23 protein-coding genes are annotated in these 23,015 nt (G+C 72.9%); 4 read left to right on the top strand and 19 right to left on the bottom strand.

Annotation, left to right across the window (positions count from 1 at the left end):
- Genes NNW99_RS17050 through NNW99_RS17060 form a run of 3 tightly spaced genes read left to right on the top strand, consistent with a single transcriptional unit; the run spans position 1 to position 3,373 of the window.
- Positions 1-1,308 carry a peptidoglycan-binding protein gene (locus NNW99_RS17050; RefSeq protein WP_215120006.1) on the top strand — a complete coding sequence of 436 codons (1,308 nt, stop codon included), beginning with the start codon at positions 1-3 and terminating at the stop codon, positions 1,306-1,308.
- Positions 1,305-2,066, top strand: a complete 762-nt coding sequence (locus NNW99_RS17055) for an ABC transporter ATP-binding protein (protein WP_215120007.1) — start codon at positions 1,305-1,307, stop codon at positions 2,064-2,066. The genes NNW99_RS17050 and NNW99_RS17055 overlap by 4 nt, the downstream gene beginning before the upstream one ends.
- Entirely contained in the window at positions 2,063-3,373 is a 1,311-nt protein-coding gene (locus NNW99_RS17060; protein ID WP_251057829.1) for an ABC transporter permease, read from the top strand. Before NNW99_RS17055 ends, NNW99_RS17060 begins: the two co-directional genes overlap by 4 nt.
- Positions 3,374-3,478: 105 nt before the next feature.
- Here NNW99_RS17060 and NNW99_RS17065 read toward each other — a convergent pair whose 3' ends face one another.
- The gene (locus NNW99_RS17065; RefSeq protein ID WP_215120008.1) at positions 3,479-3,838 is read right to left on the bottom strand and encodes an SH3 domain-containing protein; all 360 of its coding nucleotides are present in this window, start codon (positions 3,836-3,838) and stop codon (positions 3,479-3,481) included.
- Between the two features lie 240 nt (positions 3,839-4,078).
- Here NNW99_RS17065 and NNW99_RS17070 point away from each other — a divergent pair, with 240 nt between their 5' ends.
- Entirely contained in the window at positions 4,079-5,725 is a 1,647-nt protein-coding gene (locus tag NNW99_RS17070; RefSeq protein ID WP_215120009.1) for a cell wall metabolism sensor histidine kinase WalK, read from the top strand.
- On the opposite strand, the gene NNW99_RS17075 is transcribed toward NNW99_RS17070, so the two are convergent.
- From NNW99_RS17075 to NNW99_RS17160, 18 genes are all read right to left on the bottom strand, one after another.
- On the bottom strand, positions 5,726-6,427 hold the full coding sequence (locus NNW99_RS17075) for a response regulator transcription factor (protein ID WP_215120010.1): 702 nt from the start codon (positions 6,425-6,427) through the stop codon (positions 5,726-5,728).
- Positions 6,428-6,511: 84 nt separating this feature from the next.
- A complete protein-coding gene (locus tag NNW99_RS17080) occupies positions 6,512-7,777 on the bottom strand; it encodes a C40 family peptidase (protein ID WP_251057830.1) in 1,266 nt (421 codons plus the stop codon).
- Between the two features lie 197 nt (positions 7,778-7,974).
- A complete protein-coding gene (locus NNW99_RS17085; RefSeq protein ID WP_215120011.1) occupies positions 7,975-8,217 on the bottom strand; it encodes a hypothetical protein in 243 nt (80 codons plus the stop codon).
- 93 nt (positions 8,218-8,310) lie between these two features.
- A complete protein-coding gene (locus tag NNW99_RS17090) occupies positions 8,311-8,490 on the bottom strand; it encodes a hypothetical protein (protein WP_215120012.1) in 180 nt (59 codons plus the stop codon).
- A gap of 77 nt (positions 8,491-8,567) precedes the next feature.
- Positions 8,568-9,830: an ABC transporter permease gene (locus NNW99_RS17095; protein ID WP_215120013.1), complete on the bottom strand. Its 1,263-nt coding sequence runs from the start codon at positions 9,828-9,830 to the stop codon at positions 8,568-8,570.
- The gene (locus NNW99_RS17100; protein WP_215120014.1) at positions 9,827-10,711 is read right to left on the bottom strand and encodes an ABC transporter ATP-binding protein; all 885 of its coding nucleotides are present in this window, start codon (positions 10,709-10,711) and stop codon (positions 9,827-9,829) included. The genes NNW99_RS17095 and NNW99_RS17100 overlap by 4 nt, the downstream gene beginning before the upstream one ends.
- A 73-nt stretch (positions 10,712-10,784) precedes the next feature.
- Entirely contained in the window at positions 10,785-12,125 is a 1,341-nt protein-coding gene (locus NNW99_RS17105) for a YcaO-like family protein (RefSeq protein ID WP_215120015.1), read from the bottom strand.
- On the bottom strand, positions 12,122-14,632 hold the full coding sequence (gene lanKC, locus NNW99_RS17110; RefSeq protein WP_215120016.1) for a class III lanthionine synthetase LanKC: 2,511 nt from the start codon (positions 14,630-14,632) through the stop codon (positions 12,122-12,124). The genes NNW99_RS17105 and lanKC overlap by 4 nt, the downstream gene beginning before the upstream one ends.
- Before the next feature lie 13 nt (positions 14,633-14,645).
- Positions 14,646-16,286, bottom strand: coding sequence for a daptide biosynthesis intramembrane metalloprotease (mpaP, locus tag NNW99_RS17115; protein WP_215120017.1), 1,641 nt, complete (start codon positions 16,284-16,286; stop codon positions 14,646-14,648).
- 182 nt (positions 16,287-16,468) lie between these two features.
- Complete coding sequence (locus NNW99_RS17120; RefSeq protein ID WP_215120018.1) at positions 16,469-16,621, bottom strand: daptide-type RiPP; 153 nt, start codon at positions 16,619-16,621, stop codon at positions 16,469-16,471.
- 62 nt (positions 16,622-16,683) lie between these two features.
- Positions 16,684-16,842: a daptide-type RiPP gene (locus tag NNW99_RS17125; RefSeq protein WP_215120019.1), complete on the bottom strand. Its 159-nt coding sequence runs from the start codon at positions 16,840-16,842 to the stop codon at positions 16,684-16,686.
- A gap of 47 nt (positions 16,843-16,889) precedes the next feature.
- Positions 16,890-17,048 (bottom strand): daptide-type RiPP, encoded by a 159-nt coding sequence (locus NNW99_RS17130; protein WP_215120019.1) that lies wholly within the window; start codon positions 17,046-17,048, stop codon positions 16,890-16,892.
- A gap of 65 nt (positions 17,049-17,113) precedes the next feature.
- Positions 17,114-17,269 (bottom strand): daptide-type RiPP, encoded by a 156-nt coding sequence (locus NNW99_RS17135; RefSeq protein WP_215120020.1) that lies wholly within the window; start codon positions 17,267-17,269, stop codon positions 17,114-17,116.
- Between the two features lie 93 nt (positions 17,270-17,362).
- Positions 17,363-18,562: a daptide-type RiPP biosynthesis dehydogenase gene (gene mpaC / locus NNW99_RS17140; RefSeq protein WP_215120021.1), complete on the bottom strand. Its 1,200-nt coding sequence runs from the start codon at positions 18,560-18,562 to the stop codon at positions 17,363-17,365.
- Positions 18,563-18,566: 4 nt separating this feature from the next.
- On the bottom strand, positions 18,567-19,832 hold the full coding sequence (gene mpaD, locus NNW99_RS17145) for a daptide-type RiPP biosynthesis aminotransferase (RefSeq protein ID WP_215120022.1): 1,266 nt from the start codon (positions 19,830-19,832) through the stop codon (positions 18,567-18,569).
- Positions 19,829-20,839: a daptide-type RiPP biosynthesis methyltransferase gene (mpaM, locus tag NNW99_RS17150; RefSeq protein ID WP_215120023.1), complete on the bottom strand. Its 1,011-nt coding sequence runs from the start codon at positions 20,837-20,839 to the stop codon at positions 19,829-19,831. Before mpaM ends, mpaD begins: the two co-directional genes overlap by 4 nt.
- Before the next feature lie 11 nt (positions 20,840-20,850).
- Positions 20,851-21,897 (bottom strand): daptide biosynthesis RiPP recognition protein, encoded by a 1,047-nt coding sequence (gene mpaB / locus NNW99_RS17155; protein ID WP_215120024.1) that lies wholly within the window; start codon positions 21,895-21,897, stop codon positions 20,851-20,853.
- A gap of 98 nt (positions 21,898-21,995) precedes the next feature.
- Positions 21,996-22,976, bottom strand: coding sequence for an LLM class flavin-dependent oxidoreductase (locus tag NNW99_RS17160; RefSeq protein ID WP_215120025.1), 981 nt, complete (start codon positions 22,974-22,976; stop codon positions 21,996-21,998).
- Between the last annotated feature and the right edge of the window lie 39 nt (positions 22,977-23,015).

The raw sequence follows: 23,015 nt of genomic DNA on the forward strand, positions 1-23,015 counted from the left end.
ATGACGGAGACGGTCACGCAGACCGATCACGAGCGCGGGGCGGCTCCCGCACCGCCGCCGCGCGGGCGGCACGGACGGCGTACGGTCCTGGTGGCCTCGGCTCTGGTCGTCGTGGCGGCCGTCGCCGTGGTCGGTGCGCTGGGCCTCGGCGGAGGCGGGGGGCAGGACGACTCCTCCGCCCCGCCCCGCTCAGGCTCCACCGTCCCGGTCACCCGGGCGACACTGACCGAACGCACCACGGTGGACGGCCAGTTGGGATATGGCACTGAGATACCGCTGCCGGTCAAGTCGACGGGCACCGTGACCTGGCTGCCCACGGAGGGCAGGACGGTGGAGCGCGGCGGCACTCTGCTGCGCGTCGACGACCGGCCGGTGGTGCTGCTGTACGGGACCCTGCCTATGTACCGGGACCTGGGCCTGACCACGGGCACCGGACAGGGCACCCCGGGCACCCGGCAAGACGCCGGGAACGAGGGGGACGCCCAGGGCACGCGGGACGCCCAGGGCCGCGCGGACGGCACCTCCGAGGCCCCGGCCCCCTCCGGATCCCCGGCGCCGGCCGACGTCGGGGCAGGAGGGACGGCAGGGACAGGAGGGGCGAGGAGCACTCTGCGCGGGATGGACGTCCTGCAGTTCGAGAGCAATCTCGCCGCTCTCGGCTACACCGGCTTCACGATCGACGAGGAGTTCACCGACGTCACCGCCCGCGCGGTCAAGCGCTGGCAGAAATCCCTCGGGCTTCCTCAGACCGGCACGGTCGGCGTCGGGGACATCGTCTACTCCGCCGGCAAGGTGCGGATCGGCCACGCGGGTGTCCGGCTCGGTTCGGCGGTCACCGAGGACGTCCTCACGTACACCGGTACGTCCCGGAAGGTCGTCGTCAACGCCTCGGCGGCGGAGGACTCCTGGGCCGTGCGCGGCGCCGCTGTCACGATCGGGCTGCCCGACGGGACATCGGTGAAGGGCGAGGTGGCCTCGGTGGGGAAGAAGGCGACCGACCCCGAGGAGGGAGGCGGGGAGGGAGGCTCCGGGGCACCGACGGTTCCGGTGACCATCACCGTCAAGGACCAGAAGTCCGTGGGAAGGCTGGAGAGCGCGCCGGTCACCGTCGAGTACGTGGGGCGGGAACGGGCGGACGTCCTCACCGTCCCGGTCGCCGCCCTGGTCGCCCTGGCCGAGGGCGGCCACGGCCTGGAGACCGCGGACGGCCGGTTCGTCGCGGTGAAGACCGGGCTCTTCGCGGACGGCCGGGTGGAAGTGAGCGGAAGCGCGGTGCGCGAGGGCATGAAGGTGAGGATCCCCGAGTGAGCGCGGCGTCGGCGGTCGTGGAGTTCGACGGGGTCTCCAAGACGTACCCCGGTGGTGTGGCGGCGGTACGGGACGTGACCTTACGCATCGGGCGCGGCGAACTCGTCGCGGTCGTCGGCCCTTCGGGCTCGGGCAAGTCCAGCATGCTGAACCTCATGGGCAGCCTCGACCGGCCCTCCGCCGGGCGGGTGCTGGTCGACGGCCACGACGTGGCGAAGCTGACGGACCGTGAGGTGTCGGCGCTTCGGGCCACCCGGATCGGCTTCGTCTTCCAGCAGTTCCATCTGGCCGTAGGGGTTCCGGTCCTGGACTCCGTGGCCGACGGGCTGCTGTACGCCGGGGTACCGCTGCGCCGCCGCCGGGCCAGGGCGGCGGTGGCGCTGGAACGCGTCGGCCTCAGTCACCGCGTCCACCACCTGCCGCACCAGCTGTCCGGCGGCGAGCGCCAGCGGGTGGCGGTGGCCCGGGCGGTGATCGGCGAACCGGCGGTCCTGCTGGCGGACGAACCGACCGGCAACCTGGACTCCGCTTCCGGGGAGGCCGTACTCGGTCTGCTGCACGAGCTGCACGCCGCCGGGACCACCGTCGTGATCATCACCCACGACCGGGAGATCGCGGCCGGGCTGCCCCGCCGTATCGAGATGCGCGACGGCCGCGTGGTGGCGGACACCACGACCGTGGCGGACACCACGACCACCGACGCGAGGGGTGAGGCGGACACCACGACCACGGACGCGCCGAACGAGGCGGTCCGATGACCGACGGTACGACGAACGGCCTCCCCATGGACGACGCCCCACCCACCCCGCCGTCCGGCCCTCGCAGGCGCGCCGGACGGGGCCGCGGACGGGCGAGCGGTGCCGCCGCCGGCACGGACGGCGGGCTGCGGGCCGCCCGCCTCCATCCCCAGGACATCGTGCGACTCGGCGGGACCGGGCTGCGGACCCGTCCCCTGCGGGTCTTCCTCTCCGCGCTCGGGATCGCGATCGGCGTCGCCGCCATGATCGCGGTGGTCGGGATCTCCGGCTCCGGCCGGTCGGAGGTGGACCGCCGGCTCGACGCGCTCGGCACCAACCTGCTGCGGGTCGCCCCCGGCGACGCGCTCGACGGCACCGAGGCCAAGCTGCCCCACGAGGCCGTCGCGATGATCGGCCGCATCCCGCCCGTGCGGCAGGTCGCCGCCACCGGCGCGACCGCCGCCCACATCTACCGCAATGAGCACATCGCCGTCGGCCGCACCGGCTCCCTCGAGGTCCTCGCGGCCGACAGGGACCTGCTGCCGGCCGTCGGCGGCCACGTCCGCCGAGGCCGCTGGCTGGACTCCGCGACCGAGAAGTACCCGGCGGTCGTGCTCGGCTCCACGGCCGCCGGGCGGCTCGACGTGTACACGCCGGGGACCCGGGTCTGGCTCGGCGGCCGCTGGTTCTCCCTCGTCGGCGTCCTCGATCCCGTACCGCTCGCGCCGGAGCTCGACAGCGCGGCGCTGGTCGGCCGGCCGGCTGCCCGGACGTACCTGCGCTTCGACGGCCATCCGTCCACGGTCTATGTCCGCGCCGAGGACAGCCAGGTCGCGGAGGTTCGGGCCGTGCTGCCGGCCACGGCGTACCCGGAGAAACCGGGCCAGGTCAGCGTCTCCCGGCCCTCCGACGCGCTCGCCGCCCGCGAGGCCACCGAGTCGGCGCTGACCGGGCTGCTGCTCGGCCTCGGTGGCGTGGCCCTGCTCGTCGGTGGCGTGGGGGTCGGCAACACGATGGTCATCTCGGTCCTGGAGCGGCGCCCGGAGATCGGCCTGCGCCGGGCGCTGGGGGCGACCCGCGGCCAGATCAGGACCCAGTTCGTGACGGAGTCGCTGCTGCTGTCGCTCATCGGCGGCCTCGGGGGGACGGTGCTGGGGACCGCGATCACGGCGGTCTACGCCCTCAGCCGCGAGTGGCCGACGGTCGTCCCGGTGTGGGCGAGTGCGGCGGGGATCGGCTGCACCCTCGTCATCGGCATGATCGCCGGACTGTATCCGGCGGTACGGGCGAGCCGGCTGTCACCGACGGAGGCCCTGTCCGGCTCCTGAGCGGCCCGCCCGTCGCAGAGGTCAGGGGCGGCCTCGGTGAGACCGCCCCTGACGCACTATGAGTCCGGCCTGCTCAGCGCTCCCGCGGGAGTGCCGGCGGGCGTACTAGAAGCCGCAGTAAGTGAGGCTGCCGCCGTCGCTCAGCAGGTCGTCGCGGACCCAGCCGGTCGTACCGGTGGTGTCGTTACGGAGGTACGTCCAGGTCTCGCTGGTGTTCCCGATGCGCGTGTAGCAGTGGTAGTCGAGACGGTGGGTGTTGTAGGCGATGCCGTTGCTGGCGCAGTTGGTGCTGGATCCGCTTCTCTCGTTGGCGCCGCTGGCCGTCCTGTTCCAGGCGCTGCTGTCCAGGTCGGAGGCGGTCCTGCCGCAGGAGGCGGCCGCGGTGGCCGGGGTGGAGAGGGCGAGCGGGACGGCCATGGCCACCGCCGCAAGAGCAGGTACGACAGCCGCGATTCGACGCTTCATTTCTGTACCCCCAATGAATCCATTTTCTGTTGGCACTGCTTCCCCGGGCACCGTGTGGCACCTGGGCAAAACAGCCACCACTGCATCAATCGGTGTGCAAATGGCGTCAGTACAATCGCAGTCACAAAAATCCTGAAGAAAGAATTCCGCCCACAACTGTCCGATTTCTGTCGACGGGGGACCGAAAATGCCACGAGCGACAATGCGCCACTCTGCGGCTGCGGCCTTCTTGGCCAAGCGATGAGCTTCCGGCTCCGGGTACTCGGCCTGCTGATGCTGGTCGCGATGACGGCCACCGCCGCCACTGCCTGGCTGACCCTGCGTCAGGCGAACCGCCAGGTCCAGGAGAGTGTCACCGCGGGACGGCAGGAGGTCTCCCGGATCACCGGCGACCTCCGCGCGTACGGGGTCGCGCACGCCACCTGGGAGGGCCTCCCGCCGACGGTGAGCCGCCTGGCCGAGGACACCGGCCAGCGCATCCGGGTCGCCACCGAGAACGGCGTCCTGCTCGCCGACTCCGACGCGCTCCGGGGCCGTGCCCCCCGCCCGGTGAGCAGCCAGCCGCCGGTGCTGGTCGACCCGCGTCCCCTCCTGCGGATCCCCGCGGGACAGTTACCGCGGACCTCGATGAAGCTGACGGCGACAGCGATCGCCCAGTACCGCGCCGAAGCGGCGTACGCGGCCTGTCTGACCCGGGCGGGCGCCGAGGTGACGGCCTGGCCGGACGACACCGGCGTGCCGCGGATCCGCACGGAGCGCCGGCCGGAACAGTGCCAGGAGCCGACCGGCGAACCGGACCCGCGGACCGCGCGGGACCTGGAGGCGATCAGGACATGCGAGTCCGAGCGGCAGTTCGTCGCCTGCCTGCAGCGGGTGTTCAACGAGCGCGTGGGCTCCGCCGCCCCGCCCCGCCTGGAGATCCGTCTCGGCGTCCGGGACGAGTCCCCGCCCACCCTGGCCGCGGCACCCACGGTGGCCGTCGCCGGCGGCGTCGCCCTCGCGGCCGTGCTCGGCGCCCTGCTCCTGAGCCGGGCCGTGCTGCGCCCGGTCCGTGCCATGACCCTGGCCGCCGGGGGGCTGGGCGAGGGAGACCTGGGGCGGCGGGTCCCCGTCTCCGGCCGGGACGAGATCGCCCAACTCGGCCGTGCCTTCAACCGGATGGCGGACTCCATACAGGCCGGCGAGGAACGCCAGCGCCGCCTCACCGGTGACATCGCCCACGAGCTGCGCACCCCGCTGGCCAATCTGCGCGGCTATCTGGAGGCCCTGCGGGACGGGATCGTCGAACCGACCCCCGAGCTGCTCGACTCCCTCCACGAGGAGGCACTGCTGCAGCAGCGGATCGTGGACGACCTGCAGGTTCTCGCGCTGGCCGAGGCCGGTGCGCTCACCTACCACCGCGCGCGCGTCGACCTGCGCGAGCTCCTCGAAGCCGCCGGCACGGCCCACCGCGCCCAGGCCGACGCGGCGGGTGTCGCGCTGAGGCTGGACGCGCCGCAGCCTGTGTACGTCGTCGCCGACGCCGACCGTGTGCGTCAGGTCGTCGGCAATCTGGTCGGCAACGCCCTGCGGGCCACGGCCCCGGGCGGCACGGTGACACTCGCCCTGGTCCGGAGCGGCGATCTCGCGATCATTCAGGTACGGGACACCGGCAAGGGCATACCCGCCGAGGACCTGCCGCAGCTCTTCAACCGCTTCTGGCGGGCGGACGCGGCCCGGGGCCGCGCCACCGGAGGGAGTGGCCTGGGGCTGTCCATCGCCCGCCAGATCGTGACCGATCACCAGGGGACGATCGACGTGGAGAGCACGGTCGGCGTCGGCACGACCTTCACCGTCGCGCTGTCCACGGCCCGGCCGCGGGCCGACGCAGAGGCCGAGGCCGACTGATCAGCTGGGGGCCGAGCCGTCCAGCAGGCGGTACCCCCGGCCGTACACGGTCTCCAGATGGCGTGGCCGGGCCGGGTCGTCCCCCAGCTTCCGGCGCAGGTTGCGCACATGGGCGTCCACCGTGCGCTCGAGTACATCGCTGTCGTAGCCGAAGGCGCTCTCGATGATCTGGGCCCGGGTGAACACCCGCCCCGGCTTGCGGGCCAGAGCCTCCAGGATTGAGAACTCCTTGGAGGTCAGCGCCACCGGACGGCCCGCCACCCGGACCTCGAAGCGTGCGGTGTCCAGTTCGACCGCGCCGACCCGCAGCACCTCGCTCCCGGCCGCGCCGCCTTTCCTGGAGCGCCGCAGCAACGCCCGTACCCGCGCGGTGAGTTCGCGGGGACTGTAGGGCTTGGTGAGGTAGTCGTCGGCCCCCAGATCGAGGCCGAGAAGCATGTCCTCCTCGGTACTGCGGGCGGTCAGCAGCAGAATCGGCACCTCGGAGGCCTCGGCACGCAGAATGCGGCATACGTCAAGGCCGTCGACGAGGGGCAGCATCACATCGAGAACGATGAGATCCAGCGCCGTCGAACGCGCCCGTTCCAGCGCCGCCCTGCCGTCGGCCACGACCTGTACGGCGTTGCCTTCCCGTTCCAGATAAATCCGGATGAGACGAGATTGTTTTTCGTCGTCTTCGGCGACCAGGATGCGCGCGCTCAACGATTCTCCCCAGCGAGGCCCGGCACGATTCCATCACCGTTGATACCAACGCACCCCCGGAATTCCCACCTCCGGGTCCCTGGACTAGGCCGGGCGGATCGCGCCCTTGATCGCCGACTGGCCGGCGAAGAACACCGACTCCTCACGGATGAGCGCTCCGGGACCCGGGGCGTGGATCATCATGCCGTCGCCGCTCCAGATGCCGACGTGGCCGAGGTCGTCGTGGAAGAAGACCAGATCTCCGACCTGGGCGTCAGCGAGCGAGACCTGCGTTCCCGCTTCCCACTGGGCCTGGGTGGTCCGGGGAAGCGTGACGCCGGCGGCCTTCCACGCGGCCTGGGTGAGGCCGGGGGCGTCGTACGATCCCGGCCCGACCGCGCCCGTTACGCAGGGCCTGCCTGCCTGGGCCCGGGCGAAGGCGATCACTCGCTCGGCCCGGGTGCGGTGGCCGCTGTCCGGCGACGGCCAGGGTCCGCCGTAGGCGCCGGGGGCGAACGTCGTGGAGGGGGCGGGGGTGAACCCAGCCGAGGAGGCGGGTGCGGCGGCCGGCTCGGTGGGGGCTGCCGGAGCGGGAGCCGTGGTTGGAGTCGGAGTCGGACTTGCCACGGCAGACGTCCAGAACTCCGGGAGGCCCGCGTCGTAGGCCGTGGTGGTCAGGTCGGCCGGTGGAGCGGAGGCGTAGTGAGGAGCCGTGGTGGGGTCCGGGACGGTGGGCAGCGTCATGGTGAGCTGCGGCCCGGACAGGGGGCTGGGCTCCAGGGCGGGAGCCGGTACGGGAGCCGGTACGGGTTCGTACAGCGGCCATGCCGCCGCGTCGCCGCCGAGGACCGGCAGTACATCACCCGGCCAGGCGCTCTCGTCCCTGCGGGACTCGCCCGGCAGAGCCGGTGCGACACGCTGGGCGGGGATCTCCGGAAGGGACCCCGTGGCGGGTGGCTGAGCTGTTCCGATGGTCAGCTCCCGCGCGACACCGGTGAGCGGCTTGGGCGGCTCGGGCTGCTTGGGTGCTTCGAGGGCGAGGGGTTCCGCGGGACGTTCCGCCGGGCGCACGGGTCGCACGGACTCGGGTGCGCGCTCGGGACGGGCCGGCAACCGGCTGTCCGGCAGCCTCGCCGGCACGATCGGGCCCAACGCTGCACGGGCGGAGTCGAACCACTTGCGGGCAAAGGTTCCGGCCGCGGGCTCCACGTCCTCCTGGGACTGGCCACGCGTGACCGCGCTCCGCCGGCGCGGGATCGAGGCGGCGCGGGTCGCGTTGTATCTGCCCGTGTCGCTCTCGGCCCGGTCGTAGAGCTTGTTGACCCACCGCTGGACCTCGTCAGGGCTCGGGCCCTCACCCTCACTCGCCAACGGAGTCGGCCTTGTTCGCGAAGTCGGTCACTTCGGGGCGCGAGGTTCGTTCCGACGCCATGGAAAGGGCGCTCCTTCCGTCCGAAAGCGCACGGGAACACCTGCTGATCGGTGGAAGTCGCGCACGCAGCGGTCAACTTAGCAAACTTGTGAACCTTCCGTGAAGATCAGGTGCTGGGGGCCGACCGGCCCGGGTGTCACTCGTCGGCGAGGTGCCAGCCCTGGAGGCCGGGCTGGGACAGGATGTCGGTGGCGGTCCGGGTGGCCTCGGACGTGGTGGTTCCGGGCGGGGCCGTGAGGTGGAGGCGGGCGAGATTCTCCTGGAACCCGTCGACCTCGGCATGCCATCCGGCCGGGAGCAGGGATACGAAACGGATCGCTGCCGTCTCTGGCGGCGCCCCGGACGGACCGGTGATCGACACCTGGTGGAGGGAGTTCATGGACGGCTCCGCATGAGGAAGGGAAGGGGGGGAGGGGAGTCCGGGGCCGGCTGAACGGCGGGCCGGCCGGCCCCGGACACGGGCGGGGGCCCGTCAGTGGGAGTCGCCGCTCTTGGCGAGCCGGGCGACCACCACGAGGATCCCGACGGCGAGAGCGGCGCCGACGCCGTAGCGGACACCGTCGGCGGCGTCGCTGGCGAACAGCGCCACCTCGGCGCCGGCGAGGACGGCCAGCAGGGCGGCGAGGGTGGTGGTGGAGCGGGAGGCGGTCATGGGTTTTCCTTCCGTGGGGGGTTGGGTTTCTGGCTGTGCCGGCGTGTGTGACCGGCGGTTCCGTTGGTGCGGGAGGGTCAGTCCGTCAGCTTCATGGCCTGGCGGAACGAGAGCTTGCGGTCGGTCTGCAGGAGCGCCCTGCGGTACACGCGGCCGCTCACCCCGACGATGAACACCGCGGCGGCGATCGACACGACGAGCGCGGCGGCCGGCTCCCACCAGGCGGTCTCTCCTGCCAGGACGCGCGCCGGCATGGTGACGGTCGAGGTCAACGGGATGAACGAGAGGATCTCCCGCACACCGCCGGACACGGTGACGCCGAGGATGAACACGAGCGCGGTGATCGCGTTCACCGGCGTCGTGGTGGACTGGATGTCCTCGCTCCGGGTGGCGAGCGCGCCCGCGGCGGCGAACAGGCAGGCCAGGACCGCGATGCCGACGACGTAGAAGACGAGGAACCAGCCCAGGCCCGAGCTGATGTCGGCGAGGAACTCCTGCTCGCCCGTGAACATCAGGCCGCCGACGCCGACCAGGCAGAACAGCGCCATCTGCGCGAGCGCCAGAAGCGTGGAGCCGACGATCTTGCCGACGAGCAGGGACCGCAGCGGTACGGAGCTGGCGATGAGCTCGACGATGCGGTTCTGCTTCTCCTCCACGACGCTGGTCGCCAGCGCGGCACCGAGCAGGACCGCGGCCAGATAGAAGAGGAAGCCGAAGAAGTACGTCGTCATCCGGACCGCGCCCTCGGGCGTCTTGTCGGCCGAGAGCAGGACGTGCTTGACCTCCGCCCCCTCACTGAGGGCGCCCAGGCTGGTGCCGGCGGCCTGCGCGTTCCGGTCGAGGGCGTTCGTCTGCACCGCGGCGCCGATCCAGGTGGCGGCGATGTCGTTCTGCCCGGTGTCGCCGAGCAGGACCCAGCGCCCGCCCTCGAACAGCAGCCCGGCGTCGGCCTCGCCGGACCGTACGGTCTCGCGCACCTGGCCGGCGGACGGCTGCTGCCGGACGGTGATCTCGACGTCCTGGTCGGCCCGGACGGCCAGCGCCTCGGCCTGGCCGGCGATCCGGCCGGACTGCTGGTCGGCCACCGCGACGGTGATCTTCCCCATCGAGTCGGCCAGGTAGAGCTGGAGCCCGAGCGCGCCCACGATCAGGGCGAGGGTGACCAGCGTCGACACCAGGAAGCCGCGGTTGGTGAGCTTCACCGAGATCTCGCGGGCGGCGACGATCCGCCAGGAGGCCTGCGTGGCCGTACGGGACGCGGTTCCGGGAGCCGTCGGCGTGCCCTTCGGGCCGGGCGACGTCTCGGCCCGGTGTGCGGGGTTCGAGGTCACGGTGCTCATGCGGAGGTCATCTCCCGGTAGACGTCGGCGATGCTGGGAACGAGGGGGGTGAAGGCGTGCACGGCTCCCCGGCCGAGGGCCTGGGTCAGCAGTTCGCCGGGATCGGCGTCGGCGGCCAGCTCGACGCGGGCTCCGTCGGGGAGTTCCTCGACGTCGGTCACGCCGGGGACGTCGCGGGCCCAGCCGGCGGGCGCGCCGGTGACCAGGTGGTACCGGGGCCTGTCGCGGTGACGGAGTTCGTCCGCGGTGCCCTTGCCCACGACGTGGCCGGAGGCCATGATCACCAGGTCGTCGCAGAGCCGCTCGACCAGGTCGAGCTGGTGTGAGGAGAACAGCACCGGGATGCCGGCGGCGGCGTACTCGCGCAGCAGCTCGGCCATCGTGTCGACGGCGTGCGGGTCGAGTCCGGAGAAGGGCTCGTCGAGGACGAGCAGTTTGGGGGAGCCGAGCAGGGCGGCCGCGATCTGCACGCGCTGCTGGTTGCCCAGGGACAGGGACTCCAGCCGGGACTGGCTCTTCTCGGCGAGTCCGAGGCGTTCGAGCAGTTCGAGGGTGTGACGGCGGGCTTCGGCGTTGCCCTGGCCACGGAGCCGGGCCAGATAGACGAGCTGGCCGAGGACGGTCTGCTTGGGGTAGAGGCCCCGCTCCTCCGGCATGTACCCGAAGTCCCTGCGGTCTGCGGCGGTGACGGGGGCGCCGTCCCAGCGGATCTCGCCGCGGTTCGTGGCCAGTACGCCCATGATCATGCGCATGGTGGTGGTCTTGCCCGCGCCGTTCCCGCCGACGAACCCGGTCAACCGGCCCCTGGACACCCGGAAGGACACCTGGTCGACGGCACGGTGATCGCCGAAGTCTCGTACGAGTTCTTCCAGTTCCAGCATCTGTGTCTTCTCTCAGCTCGGTTGTTCGGTGGTTCACGGTGGGGGGAACGAGCGGCGGCGGACCACCGCCGGGTCAGGGCAAGGGATGCGGGGCCGCTTCCCGCGGGTCGTCCAGGCGGGCGGGGCAGCCGGTCCGTTCGGCCGCCGAGGCCAGCCGGGGCAGGTGCCGGCTCCAGCGGTGCGTCTCGTCCATCCGCAGGTTCTGGTAGCCGGGGGCCAGCACCTTGACGACGTGCCAGCCCATGGCGGCGACGGCCTGCGGAAGGCGCGGGGTGAGGTCGACGGCGAGGAGGCCCGCGCCGTCGGCGGTCAGGGCCCGCCGGATCTCCTCCGCGCCCAGGTCCCGCGCGGGCGGCGGAGCCGGGAGCGTGCCCGGCTCCTGGAATCCCGCGACCCAGTCGCGTACGGCCTCGTAGGCGGGCCGGGTCAGCATGTGGGAGAGCCTGTCGTGCTCCGTCACGATCGGGCCGAGGTGCCCCATCTCGCCCTGCGCACGCAGCGCCCGCAACGCGGCCCGTACCTGCCACGCCTCCTGGAACGCCTTGGCGGCGGCCTCGGCCGGCCGGGTCGACGCCTTCATGCCGACGGTGGCCAGGGCGCCCGGGCCCTCCGGGTCGATCAGGCAGGCGGTCATGCACCAGAGGCCGGGTACGGCGGTGGGGATACGCGCGAGGACGGGGGTGAGCCCCGCCGCGCGTGCCCGCTCCCACACCGCCCGCAGCCCGGTGTCGGCGGGCGACGGGGTGTACGTGGGCAGGCGCAACTGCCGGTCCCAGGCGACGGTGAGGGCGTCCCGCTCCGTCACCTCGGTCATCGCGGCGGCGAGAGCGGTCTCGTGACTCGCGCCCGCCGCCGCCCCGGACGGGCTCGGGTCGAACAGGTCGGCCCGGCGCGCGGGCCAGTCGACGAGGTCCGCGGGGACCAGGACGGGAGTGTCCGAGTCCAGGGCGCGGGCCTCGTACCAGGACAGGCTCGCCGCCTCGGCGTCCGGGTGGGACAGGGCGTGGCCGGGGTGGTACGCGTACAGCGTCGTGCCGTCCAGGCCGGCCGCGGTGCCCGTGCGGGCGGGGTACGCGGCCGAGGGGTGCAGAGCGCGCCGCTCCACGGCCTCGCCCGCTCCGCGCAGCAGGGCATCGACCCGGGAGGTACCGCTGGCCCCGGCGAACCGGGAGGACAGCGGGAGATCCAGGAGGACGGCACCCGGGCCGGCGGTGGCGGAGCCGGCAGACCCCGCCGGGCCCGGGGCCCCGGCCGAAGTCCCGGAACCCGCGGAGCCCACCGTGCCCGTGAAGCCCTCCACCGGGGGGAGTTCGACCGCGCTGCTCCACAGCGGGTCGCCGTCGTGCGGGGGCGTCACCGCGTAGCGCAGGGCGATGCCCGACGCGGGGGCGAGGGTGGCCGGGATGTCGATCACCGCCGGGCCTCGATCACCGCGGGGGCGAGGAAGGGCAGGGCCGGGATGCCGTCCCGCAGGGCGGTGAGGGACAGGAGGACACCCGCCGAGCCGGTGCCCAGGTCCGTGGAGAGGCGGTAGCCGTAGTTGCCGAGGAAGTCGACGCGACCGGGTTCGGCGGCGATCGCCTCCCAGCCGAGGGCTTCGAGGTGGAAGCCGAGGACGTCCCGCTCCGCCGCGCTGCCGCCGTTCTCGAGGGCGAGGATCTCGCCCGCGCGTCCGTGCAGCAGGCCGCACGAGGTGGCGAAGCCGCCCCGCCGCAGATTGACGAGCCTCTTCACCGCGGTGCGCATCCGCTCGTCGTCGGGAGTGTGCCGGAGCGCGGCCCGCAGCGCGAGCACGATGCCGGCGGAACCCTCCAGCCCGGGGCTGAGGAAACGGTCGTCGAAGTCCGCGCGCTCGATGAGCTCCAGCTCCGCGTGGAGTTCGGCCACGGCCCGCTTCAACAGGTCGCCGTCTCCGGTGTTCTCGTACAGGCGCAGCAGCAGGAGGGCGCTGCCGCAGCGGCCGTGCAGCAGCCCGATGCGCTGGGGCGCCGGGGCGTCGGGCAGCCGGTCGGCGAGCTGGAGCGCCTGGCGCAGGCCCTGGTCGTCCCCCCGCCGGGCGGCCAGGTGCAGTGCCGTCAGTCCGAGGCCCGAGAGGCCGGTCGCCAGGGTCGTCGCCACATTGGCGTCGCATCCGGCGAAGGCACGCTCCATGACCGCGTCGGCGGCACCGGGGTGACCGAGTTCGTCCAGGGTGTACGCGATGCCGGCGAGGCCGGTGAAGAAGCCGGGGCCGTCGCCGGTGACCTGCCCGGCCTGGCCGAGCAGCCACTCGACGTGCTCGGCGGGCACCTCCGCACCGGCACGGTGGAGCGCCCAGAGCACGCCGGCCGCCCCGTACGCGAAGGTCACGCCGCCGTCGGCGACGATGAACTGCGAGACGTCACCCGGGTAGAGGCGGTCGGTGCGCTCGGGGGTGGCCGCCTCGACGATGGACGCGGCGATGTTCGCGATCAGGTTCCCGGTCTCCTCCCCGGCGGCGGGCCAGCGCACGCCGAACTCCGTCCGCGCGCCCAGGACATCGTCGCCGAGACCGCGCTCGATCTGCCGGGCGAAGGACTCGGGGAGGGGAAAGTCACGGACCGCCGTGTCGATCAGGGTGCGGATCTTCTCGGTGCCCCACGGCACGACGTGCGGCATGGGGACGAACATCGTCAGCCGGAGCACGTCCAGTGCGAACAGGTCGACTGCGGGGCCCCGGAGGTGGTCGGGCGCCCGGAAGCCGAGGGAGCCCATGGCCTGCGCGCGCATCTCCTCGGCGGGGGTGGCGGTCTCCATGTCGATGAAGGCGACGGTGTCGTCGGAGTCCACGAGGATGTTGCCCGGGTGCAGGTCGCCGAAGACCACACCGCGTTCGTGCATGGCGGCCACGGCCTCGGCGACCTGGTCGATGATGCGCAGCGCCCAGTCCGCGTACTCCGCCCTGGCCCGCGGCGTGTTGTCGGTGGTGCCGTAGGGGTGGCGCAGGCGTACGAGTTCCGTGAGCGGGGTGCCGTCGACGAAGTCACGGGCCAGGAAGTGGTGTTCGTTCCCCTTGCGCACGTCCCTCAGCGCGGGGACGGACGGAAGCCCGGCGAGCCGGGACAGCGCCCACTGCTCGCGGTCGAGGCGGGCCACGGCGTCGTCGCCGGCCGCGTCGAGGCCGGCGAACGGGCGGGCCTCCTTGAGCAGGACCTCGCTGCCGTCCCGCTTGTCGACGGCGCGGTAGACGCCGCCGCCGTTGGAGAAGTGCAGGGCCTTGTAGACGCGGAAGGGGAAGTCGCCGAGGGTGCGGGCGCGCCGTTCGGCGAGTGCCTCCCGCAGGAAGGAGGGGATGGTGACCCAGGACGGGGTGTGGAACCCGGGGCGCCGCTCGTCGGGGACGAGTTCGCCGTCGGGGGTGGTGATCGCGGGGGTGAGGGTGCCGTCCTTGAGCCGGGTGGTCTTCAGTACGAAGCCCCCGTACCGCACGTGGAGCGGACCCTCCCGCCAGCGCAGATCGCTCAGGATCGAGGGGGCCCGGGTGCCTCCGACGAGCTGCTCCAGGCCGTCCAGGGCCCGCTCCAGCTCCGTCTCGTCGGCGGGGTAGACGGTGATGAACTTGCCGCTGGCGCTGCGGTCCCCGTACTTGCTGCCGCGGCGGGCGAGGGTCTCCGAATCGGATATGTACTTGTACATGAGCCCGTGCTCGACGCAGTACGGTGCGACGGTGTCGAGGAGCCCGGCCGCGTTGTCGGGGGACGCCGCGACGTGGATCTTCCATCCCTGGTCGGGGACGCGGGAGTCGGGTGGGACGCAGACCGTCCACTCCCGTCCCCGGGTGGCCGTCCAGCCCTCGGGCAGGGTCCGGCCCTCGTGGAAGTCCGCGCCGACGGACTCGGTGGCGGGGGCGTCGTAGAAGAGCGAGTCCGCGCGGCAGAAGTTGATGAACCGGGTGTCGAGCACGGTGTCTCCAGGGTCAGAAGGGCAGGAACGGAAGCACGTAGGTGCGGTGCAGGGACTTCCACAGGGGCACGCTGCCGAGCTCGACCTCGGCGGTGCCGGTGGCCGGCGCGGGGGTACGGGCGAGGTCCAGCGGATAGGCGGTCGAGTCCATGAGCACGGTGTCTCCCACGTCGACGGGGAAGTACGCGGAGACCGGGACCTCGGTCTCGCCGGACGGGGCGGATCCCACCCGGGCGGTGGCGACGGGGTCGTTCAGCATCAGGCCGTTCGTCCGCAGCGTCACCTGCTGCCCGGGGCGTATCCGGTCGGTCGGGGAGCCCTCCGGCAGGACCAGGCGGGTGCCGCCGGCGTCGGTGACGTAGGCGGCGGCCGCCGTCTGACGGGCCGGCAGGAACATCGCGGCGCACGCGAGAGCGGCCAGCAGCGTGCAGACGGCTCCGGCCCGGAGCGGGCGGACGCCGGCGGCCTTCACCTCGGCGGCGAGCCGGAGGGCGCCGCGGATCACGATCCACGCGAGGTACGAGAGTCCGGAGGCGGCCATCAGGAGCCCCACCCAGCCGACCCGCTGAAGGGTGCCGAGCCAGGTGTGGAGGGCGGCGCTCAGGAAGTACACGGGGAAGGCGAGGCAGGCGAAGCCGTACGCGATGGTCCAGCGGGTGGGCAGTTCGCGCTGGTAGGTGCCGCCGAACAGGAACCGGGCGAGCGTGCGGCGGGCGTCGGCCATGGCGCGGTCGCGCAGGTAGGGGATGTCCACATGGCTCATGAGGGCGATGTAGCCGTCGAGTTTGATGAACGGCGTCAGGTTGAGCAGGGCCGTTCCGTAGCTGGTGACCGCGAAGAAGAGCAGGCAGGTCTTGGCGGTGCCGTCCGTCATGGGCCAGGCCGCGAGGGCCGAGGCGGCCGCCAGGGACGTCTGGACCGCCGGCCCCGCGAGGGCCGTGTGGACCCGCTGCTTGCGGGCCGGAAGGCGCCAGGCGTCGGAGACGTCGCAGAAGAACGCCGGCATCAGGTAGAAGAGCATGACGCCGATGCGTGAGGGGCGGCCCCCGTAGCGGATGAGCACGGCGGCGTGGCCCAGCTCGTGGATGGACACCCCGAGCAGCAGAGCGAAGAGCACTCCGGCGAACGTGCCTGCGGACAGGGGGCTGTTCAGCGTCACCGCGACCGCTTCCCACTGGGCCGCGAGGGCGACGACACCGAGCAGGACGCAGAGCAGTGCGGCCGCCACGGCGCCCCGGGAGAAGAGGCGGGCGAACAGCGGGCCCAGGGCCTGCATGGTGCGTCCCGGCCGCAGCAGCGTGAGCTGGAGCGTCATGGGCGGGACGATCTGGAAGCGGGGGGCGACGGCGGGTGCCGGGGTCTCCCCGTCGTCGAGCAGCTTGAGCGAGTCGAGCCGCGAGATCGCGCTGCCCACCCGCTCGGTGTTCCAGGCACCGCCCAGCCGGGCGGCGAGGGTCTCGTGGTCGCGCTCCCCGTCCAGCTCCTGGACGAGATCCGCGACCTTCTCGTTGATCCGTACATAGCGGGCGCCGTGCTGGAGGACCCAGTCGCCCTGGCCGTCGGCCGGCGAGTGGACCTCGGCGCTCGGGGCGAGGCGGGGGCGCCGGGCGTGGGCCGGGACGGTGGGCGGTGGTGGACTCGTGACAGCGCTCATGGAGTTTCCTATCGGGACGGCTGCGGGGAGTGGGAGAGCGCGGTGCACCCTTGCGGGGGTCCGGCCGGACGGGCCGGCCGGACCACCGCAGATCCTCGGTGTCGCCCGAGGGGGCTCCAGCTTGCGAAGGGGAGCCGGCTACTCCGTCTCCCGTCGCGTCAGTGCGCTCGCCGGTGTCGCTCTCAGGTGAGGGTGATGGAGGTGGCGACGGAGGCGCTGATGGCCGTGCCGACGGAGACGCCGGTCCAGAAACCGGGGGCCTCGAGGGCCTCCAGCTCCTGCATCTCCAGCTCGACGGGCTCGATGTTCTCGACGGTGCCCAGGTTCTCGCTCATGTCAGGTGCCTCTCTGCGGAGTTCTACGGAGTGATGTGAGTGGTGCGACGATTGCCGGGCGATCAGGTCAGGGTGACCGAGACGCCGACCGAGACGCCGGTGGAGAAGGCGACGCTCCAGGTGCCCCAGCCCGGGGCCTCCAGGGCCTCGAGCTCCTGCATCTCCAGCTCGACGGGCTCGGCGTGCTCGATGTTCTCGACGGTGCCCAGGTTCTCGCTCATGTCAGATGCCTCTCTGAGAAGTTCTTCTTGGGGGTTCTGGGCAGTGATCAGGTCAGGGTGACCGAGACGCCGACCGAGACGCCGGTGGAGAAGGCGACGCTCCAGGTGCCCCAGCCCGGGGCCTCCAGGGCCTCGAGCTCCTGCATCTCCAGCTCGACGGGCTCGGCGTGCTCGATGTTCTCGACGGTGCCCAGGTTCTCGCTCATGTCAGGTGCCTCTCTGAGAAGTTCTGCGGACGGGGTGGTGGATCGGGCCGGCGGGACCGGCTCGGTCAGGTGAGGCTCCAGGCGACGGAGACGATCGAGATGCCGACGCTGACGCCGGCGCTGGTGGCCCAGCCCGGGGCCTCCAGGGTCTCCAGCTCCTGCATCTCCAGCTCGGTGCCGAGCTCCTGCAGCTCCTGCTCGACCGAGTTGTTGTGCGCCATGGTGTTCTCCTCGTGTTGTGGGTTCGGTGATGCCGATCGGTGCGGGTATTGCGGATGTTGCGGGTGGTGCTGGTGCTCCTCCGGGTCAGGCGCTCAGGCCGCCGGGAGGGGTTCGGGGGAACCGGCCGTGGAGGCGGTCGGCTCGGTGGCCTCGGCGAGGAGCGCGACGATGTCGTCGGCGCTCAACCCGGCGAGGGTGGGAAGTCCGGCGCCCCAGGCGCGCACGCTGCGCAGAGCGATGGGGTGGCGCAGGTGCGGGGCGAGGTGCACGGTGCGGTCGATCCGCCAGCGCAGCATGAGCTGTTCGAGACCGTCGTCGGGCCGCGGCGCGAGCCAGGGGGCCCGCTGCCGCAGTCGCTCCCACAGCCTGTGGACGCGGTCGGCGCTGCCGAAGCGCGTGTCGCCCCGCAGGGCCTGCCGCCACACGACCGGCCACAGTGCGGACACCGCGCGCATCTTGGCCAGGCCCAGCGTGGTGGAGAGCTCGTTGGCGAGGGCCCAGCACTTCACCGCGTACGGGTTGCGGCCGATGTTGATAGCTCCGTGCTGGCTCTCGGCGCTGAGCCGGGCGGCCCGCAGCCTCCCGGGCGCCGGGGCCGGCAGTCCGGCGGCGAGGCACCGGGCCAGTTCGTCGCCGACCGTGAGCAGGCGGCCCGCCAAGTCCTCCACTGCGGCGTCCTGTTCGGGAAGGTCGAGGATGTCGCTGCTGTACGGGATGACGGTCCTGAAGATCGCTTCGAGTACGCCGTCCATGACGAGGTGCCCCGGGAGGGTCTCGGTGGCCTCGGGCACCCGGAGTGCGGCGCGGGGGCGCAGGCACTCCCCCATGGCGATGCGTTTGCCGTCCCGGTGGGGGAAGCAGGCCACGGGTCCCGACTCGCTGCCGGTGCCCAGGGTGGTGGGGACGGCGAGGACCTCGGCGTGTTCCCCCCACGGCAGCGGGAGCGCCACCAGTCCGCTGCGCTGCCCGGAGGTCAGGTAGCGCAGGAGTTCGGGGCGGCGTCCGACAGCGGCGGTGAGCTTCGCGAAGTCGAGGGTGCTGCCCCCGCCGACACCGACGACCAGCTCACCGGGAGAGAGCCGGGAGGCGGCGGCCTCGACGGCCGGCATCCCCGCGTCCGCCGGGGTGACCGCCCGGGTGGGCGTGAACCCGGCGCGGGCGGTCTCGGCGAGGACCTTCCGGGTGACGGCGTGGTCGGCCACGGCCGGGTCGGCCAGGACGGTCACGCCGGTGGGGCGCAGTTCCCGCAGCAGGACGGGAATCCGGTCGTAGGTGTCGAGGGAGACGGGCACGGTGTCAGCTCCTCGCGGCCAGGGAGGGCGCCGGCAGCAGGCTGTCGAGTCCTTCCTCGACGCAGGTCATGAGCTCGGCGACCTCGGCGGGGCTGTAGGTCAGGGAGGGCACGAGCTGGATGCCGGAGGGTCCGGGGTGGACGATGGCGCCCGCGTGCCGGATGCGGGTGACGAGGTCGGCGACGTCCGTGCCGGCCAGGGCGCGGCCGTCCGGGTGGGTCAGATGCAGGGTGCGGAAGCAGCCGACGCCGGTGAGGTGGGTGGCGAGGGGGTGCCGCTCGACCAGTTCCGCGAGGCCCTGCTGGAGCCAGGCGGCGACGTTGCGGCCCGCCGTGACCGCGTCGAGGCGCTCCATCTCGGAGATCGTGGCGCTGATGGCGGCGCAGGCGAGGGCGGTCGCGCCCTGGGTCTCGGCGTGGGCGAACATCGTGTCGTGCTCGACCAGGGGCCGGGTCACCCGGTGGGACATCACCAGGGCGGCGGCGGGGCAGGCGCCGTTGGTCAGGCCCTTGGAGGTGACGAGTACGTCGGGCAGGCCCGGCCAGCTCTCGGAGGCGAACCAGCTTCCGGTGCGGCCGAAGCCGGTGGCGACCTCGTCGGCGACCAGGAGGAAGCCGTGCTCGTCGCGCAGGCGGACCAGTTCGGCCACGAACGACGCGTCGAGCGGGAGGGTGCCGGTGCCGACGACGGGTTCCACGACGACCGCGGCGACCTGGCTGCCGAGGGCGGCCATCAGCCGGCCGAGTTCGGCGGTGTCGTTCGGGGTGACGTGGCGGATCAGCCGCTGGTCCACTCCGTAGACCCGCTGGCCCAGGTCCTCCCCGGTCAGGGCGAACCCGCCGAAGGTCAGTCCGTGGAAGCTGCCCCGCAGGGCGACCACCAGGTTGCGGCCGGGCTGCCCCTGTGCGGCGTGATGGATCCGCGCCAGTTTCATGACCGCGTCGTTGGCGACTCCGCCGCCGGTGGAGAACAGCACCCGGTCGTAGTGGCCGGGCCCGCAGACCCGCAGCAGGTCCTCGGCGGCGCGGCGGGCGTAGCTGTTCTCGAAGCGGAAGGCACCGAGGTAGGAGGCGTGCTGGGCGGCTTCGGCGATGGCCTCGGCGATGCGGGGGTTGCCGTAGCCGAGGTTCACGTTCCACAGCCCGCTGTCGGCGTCGAGTGCGGTGCTGCCGTCCGCGAAGGTGACGCGGTGTCCGGCGGCGCCGACGGCGCAGAGGCTGTCGTCGCCGTGGCTGGAGGGCGGTATGAGGTAGGGCCAGAGCGCGGTCATCGGGAGGCTTCCGTGGTCAGGAGTGTCACGCGGTGACGCTCGCCGGGCGGGGAGAGGAGCTGGCGGGAGGTGATGGTCAGGCCGGACGCGGCGAGCTCTTCCTCCAGGCGCGGCAGGTCGAGGACGGCCACGCGGTCCGTACAGACCGTGACAGGGCTGTCGCCTCGCGGCGGGTCGGCGGGCAGCAGGGTGACCGTGCGGCTGTCGGCGCCGGCGGGCCAGTGCTCGTACAGCTCGTAGACGGTGCCGCCGGCTCCGGTGACCCGCACGGCCGTCTCGTCGGGGGCGTCGCAGTCGCCCCGCTCCAGGACGGTCAGCAGGAACCGGCCGCCTTCGGCCAGGTGTGCGAGGACGCCGCGGTACAGGCCCGCGCGGCCGTCCTCGTCCAGGAGCGAGAGCGAGGTGGTGCCCAGCAGGATGCGCGGGAACCGCTGTCCGAGCGCGAAGCGGGACATGTCGCCCCGCACCACGGTGCAGCGCTCTCGCATCGACGCCGGAGCCCGGTCCAGTGCGGTCCGCAGCAGCGCCAGCATGTCGGTGGACAGATCGAGGGCGGTGACCTCCCGGCCGATGGCGAGCAGCGGCAGCGTGAACCGCCCCGAGCCGGCCGCGAGATCGAGCACGGGTCCGGGCGTCGTCCGCACGGCGGTCAGCAGGGCCCGGGTCTCCGGGTCGTCGTAGGTGGCGAGGTCGTGGTAGAGCGGGGCTCCGAGGGCGTCGTACAGCCCGCAGACCCGGGCCCGGTCACCGAGCGCGGCGATCCGGCGGGCGGCAAGGGTGGATGCGTGGGCCGTCGCGGCCTCGTACCGCGTCGCGGGCCTGTCGCCCGTCGCGGTCTCATGGCCCGACGTGGACCCATTGCCCTTCCCTGCCTCGCGGCCCGACGTGGACCCATCGGCCGCCGAGGTCTCGCGGACCGTCACAGACCCGTCGGTCGCCGCGGTCTCGCGGGCCCGCGTCGTCTCATGGACCGTCGTCGTCTCGCCGACCGTCGTCGCGACGGGCATCGCGGGGGCGCTCATCGCGCGGCCGCCGGAACGCGCACCGGTGCGGGCAGCGACAGGTCGTGGCGGGAGAACAGGTCGGCCAGCTGGTCCAGCTCGGCGGCGGGGACGAGGTCGCCCGGCTCTCCGGAGGTCGCGAGGAGGCACTCCAGGGCCTGGGCGGCCCGGCGGTCGACGGCGAACAGGCGGCTGCCGGCCACGATGTGCGCCTCCCCGTCCCCGCCCCCGTACAGCACGATCGGCAGGGTCGGGTCCGCCAGGTCGGCGTCGGCGCCGGTCTCGGCGAGGCCGGGCGTCAGCCGGGAGCCGAACCCGGAGACCCGCAGTCCGGTGGCTCCGCGTGCCATGAGGCCGCGCAGCGCGCCGACGGCTTCGAGGTAGCGGGCCAGGAAGGGGCGTGCGCGCAGGGCCTCCGCCCGTGTCCCGGCCGGCAGTGCCGCGTCCAGCGCGGCGGCGCCGGATCCGGTCCGGGCGAAGCGTTCGGTGAGGGTGCCGAGGGTGTCGTCGAGCGTGCCGAGCACCGCTCCGGTGGGGCTGGTGGACAGCTGCCCGTTCCGGTCGGCGTAGAGACGCAGGGCCGGTCCGTCCGCCGGGTCGGGAGCACCGCTCAGGGCGGCCGGGTCGGCCAGCAGCACCGAGGAGGTGATGAGGAACTCGGGGAAGACGCCCTCGGCGAGCGCCCGGTCGGCGTCGGCGAGGAAGGCCTCGAAGTCGTTGCCGTCGAAGACGCGTATGACGGTCGGGCCGAAGACGGTCATGAAGGGACTGGCGGCGTAGGCGTGGGTCTGCAGGAAGAAGTCCTGGCCGTTGGAGAACTCGTCGCCGGGTTCCGTGAGGCTGCCCTGGTAGCCGACGGCGGGGGCGAGAACGCCGGTGCCGTCGTCGGGTGCCAGCAGCAGGGTGCGGGGGCCGACGAGCCCGGCGGCCGTGACGGCGGGGATGTGCGCCGCGTCGGCCAGGACGAGCGTGCCGACGCCGGGGCCGGCGGGCCCGGCGAGCGGGGCGGCGGTGGCCCAGGAGATGAGGTGCTGCTTCAGGCGTGCACGAGCTGTCATGTCCATGCCAGATGGGTCCTTTACTGGTCTGCTTCCCCCTCTGCGTCCGGGCAGCAGGGAATCGGGTTCGAGCGGTCAGCCACGAGCGGGCGGCGAGCGATCGGTCAGTGCGGTGCCGTCACCGACCGCAGGATCGCCGACAGGTCCGCGAGCGACTCCTGGGCTCCGAAGAGCTTGTGCACGGCGGTGGTGTTCAGGACGATCTCGTCCACCCCCACCTCTTCGTAGGCCCGGAGCGCCTTGACCACCTGCGGCAGATCGCCGCCCGCGAACGCGCCGGTCTCCACGACACCGCGCGCCACGTCCTCGATCCGCCCCGAACCGACGTCCACACCGGCCCGGCCGAGCATGTCCAGATAGTGCGGGGCCTGCATGTGCGGCGCGTTTCCCGCCAGAGCCAGCCGTTCGGGCCCGGCGCCCTCGCGCCCCTCCTTCTCCAGTCCCGCGGGAACCATGGCGACGACACGGGGCAGTGACGTCCGCCCCGCCCGCGCCGCGCCCTCCGCCACCGCGGGCAGGATCACGTCCCGCAGATATCCGGGCGGCGTCAGCCAGGTGATCACGACGTCCGCCACCTCGCCCGCCAGCCGGGCCATACCCGGCCGCAGCACACCCAGGCCCACGTCGACCCTGGGTGCCGCGGCCGGGGCCAGCTGGCCCCGGAAGGTGAAGTGCGGGCCGTCCATGGCGACCGTCTCGCCGTCGAGCAGCCGGCGCACGGCCGTCACGTACTGGCGCGCCACCTGGAGCGGCTTCTCGTACGGCGCTCCGAGGATGTTCTCCTGGAAGGCCCTGGCTCCCGGGCCGAAGCCCGCGATCACCGGTTCCCCGGTGGCCAGGGCCACGGACCGCGCTTGCAGAGCCGCCTCGTACGGGTGGCGCAGGGGCATCAGCGTGACGCCGAAGCCGGTCGGGACCCGGAACCCGGCCCCGGCCAGACCGGTGAAGGTCTGGTGGGGCTCCATCACCATGGCCTGTCCCTGCCAGAGGCGCCTCGCCCCGGTCCACCGGACCAGTCCGGCGAAGGGGAGTGCCTGCTCCAGACGGCGGGGTACGCAAGGGAGGAGCACGGAGTAGTCGGTCATGGCGTCGGGTTCTCCTGGGTCGTGATGTCGGGCCGGCCG

Source organism: Streptomyces sp. CRCS-T-1 (assembly GCF_024442335.1).
In the GTDB taxonomy this organism is placed as follows: Bacteria; Actinomycetota; Actinomycetes; order Streptomycetales; family Streptomycetaceae; genus Streptomyces; species Streptomyces koelreuteriae.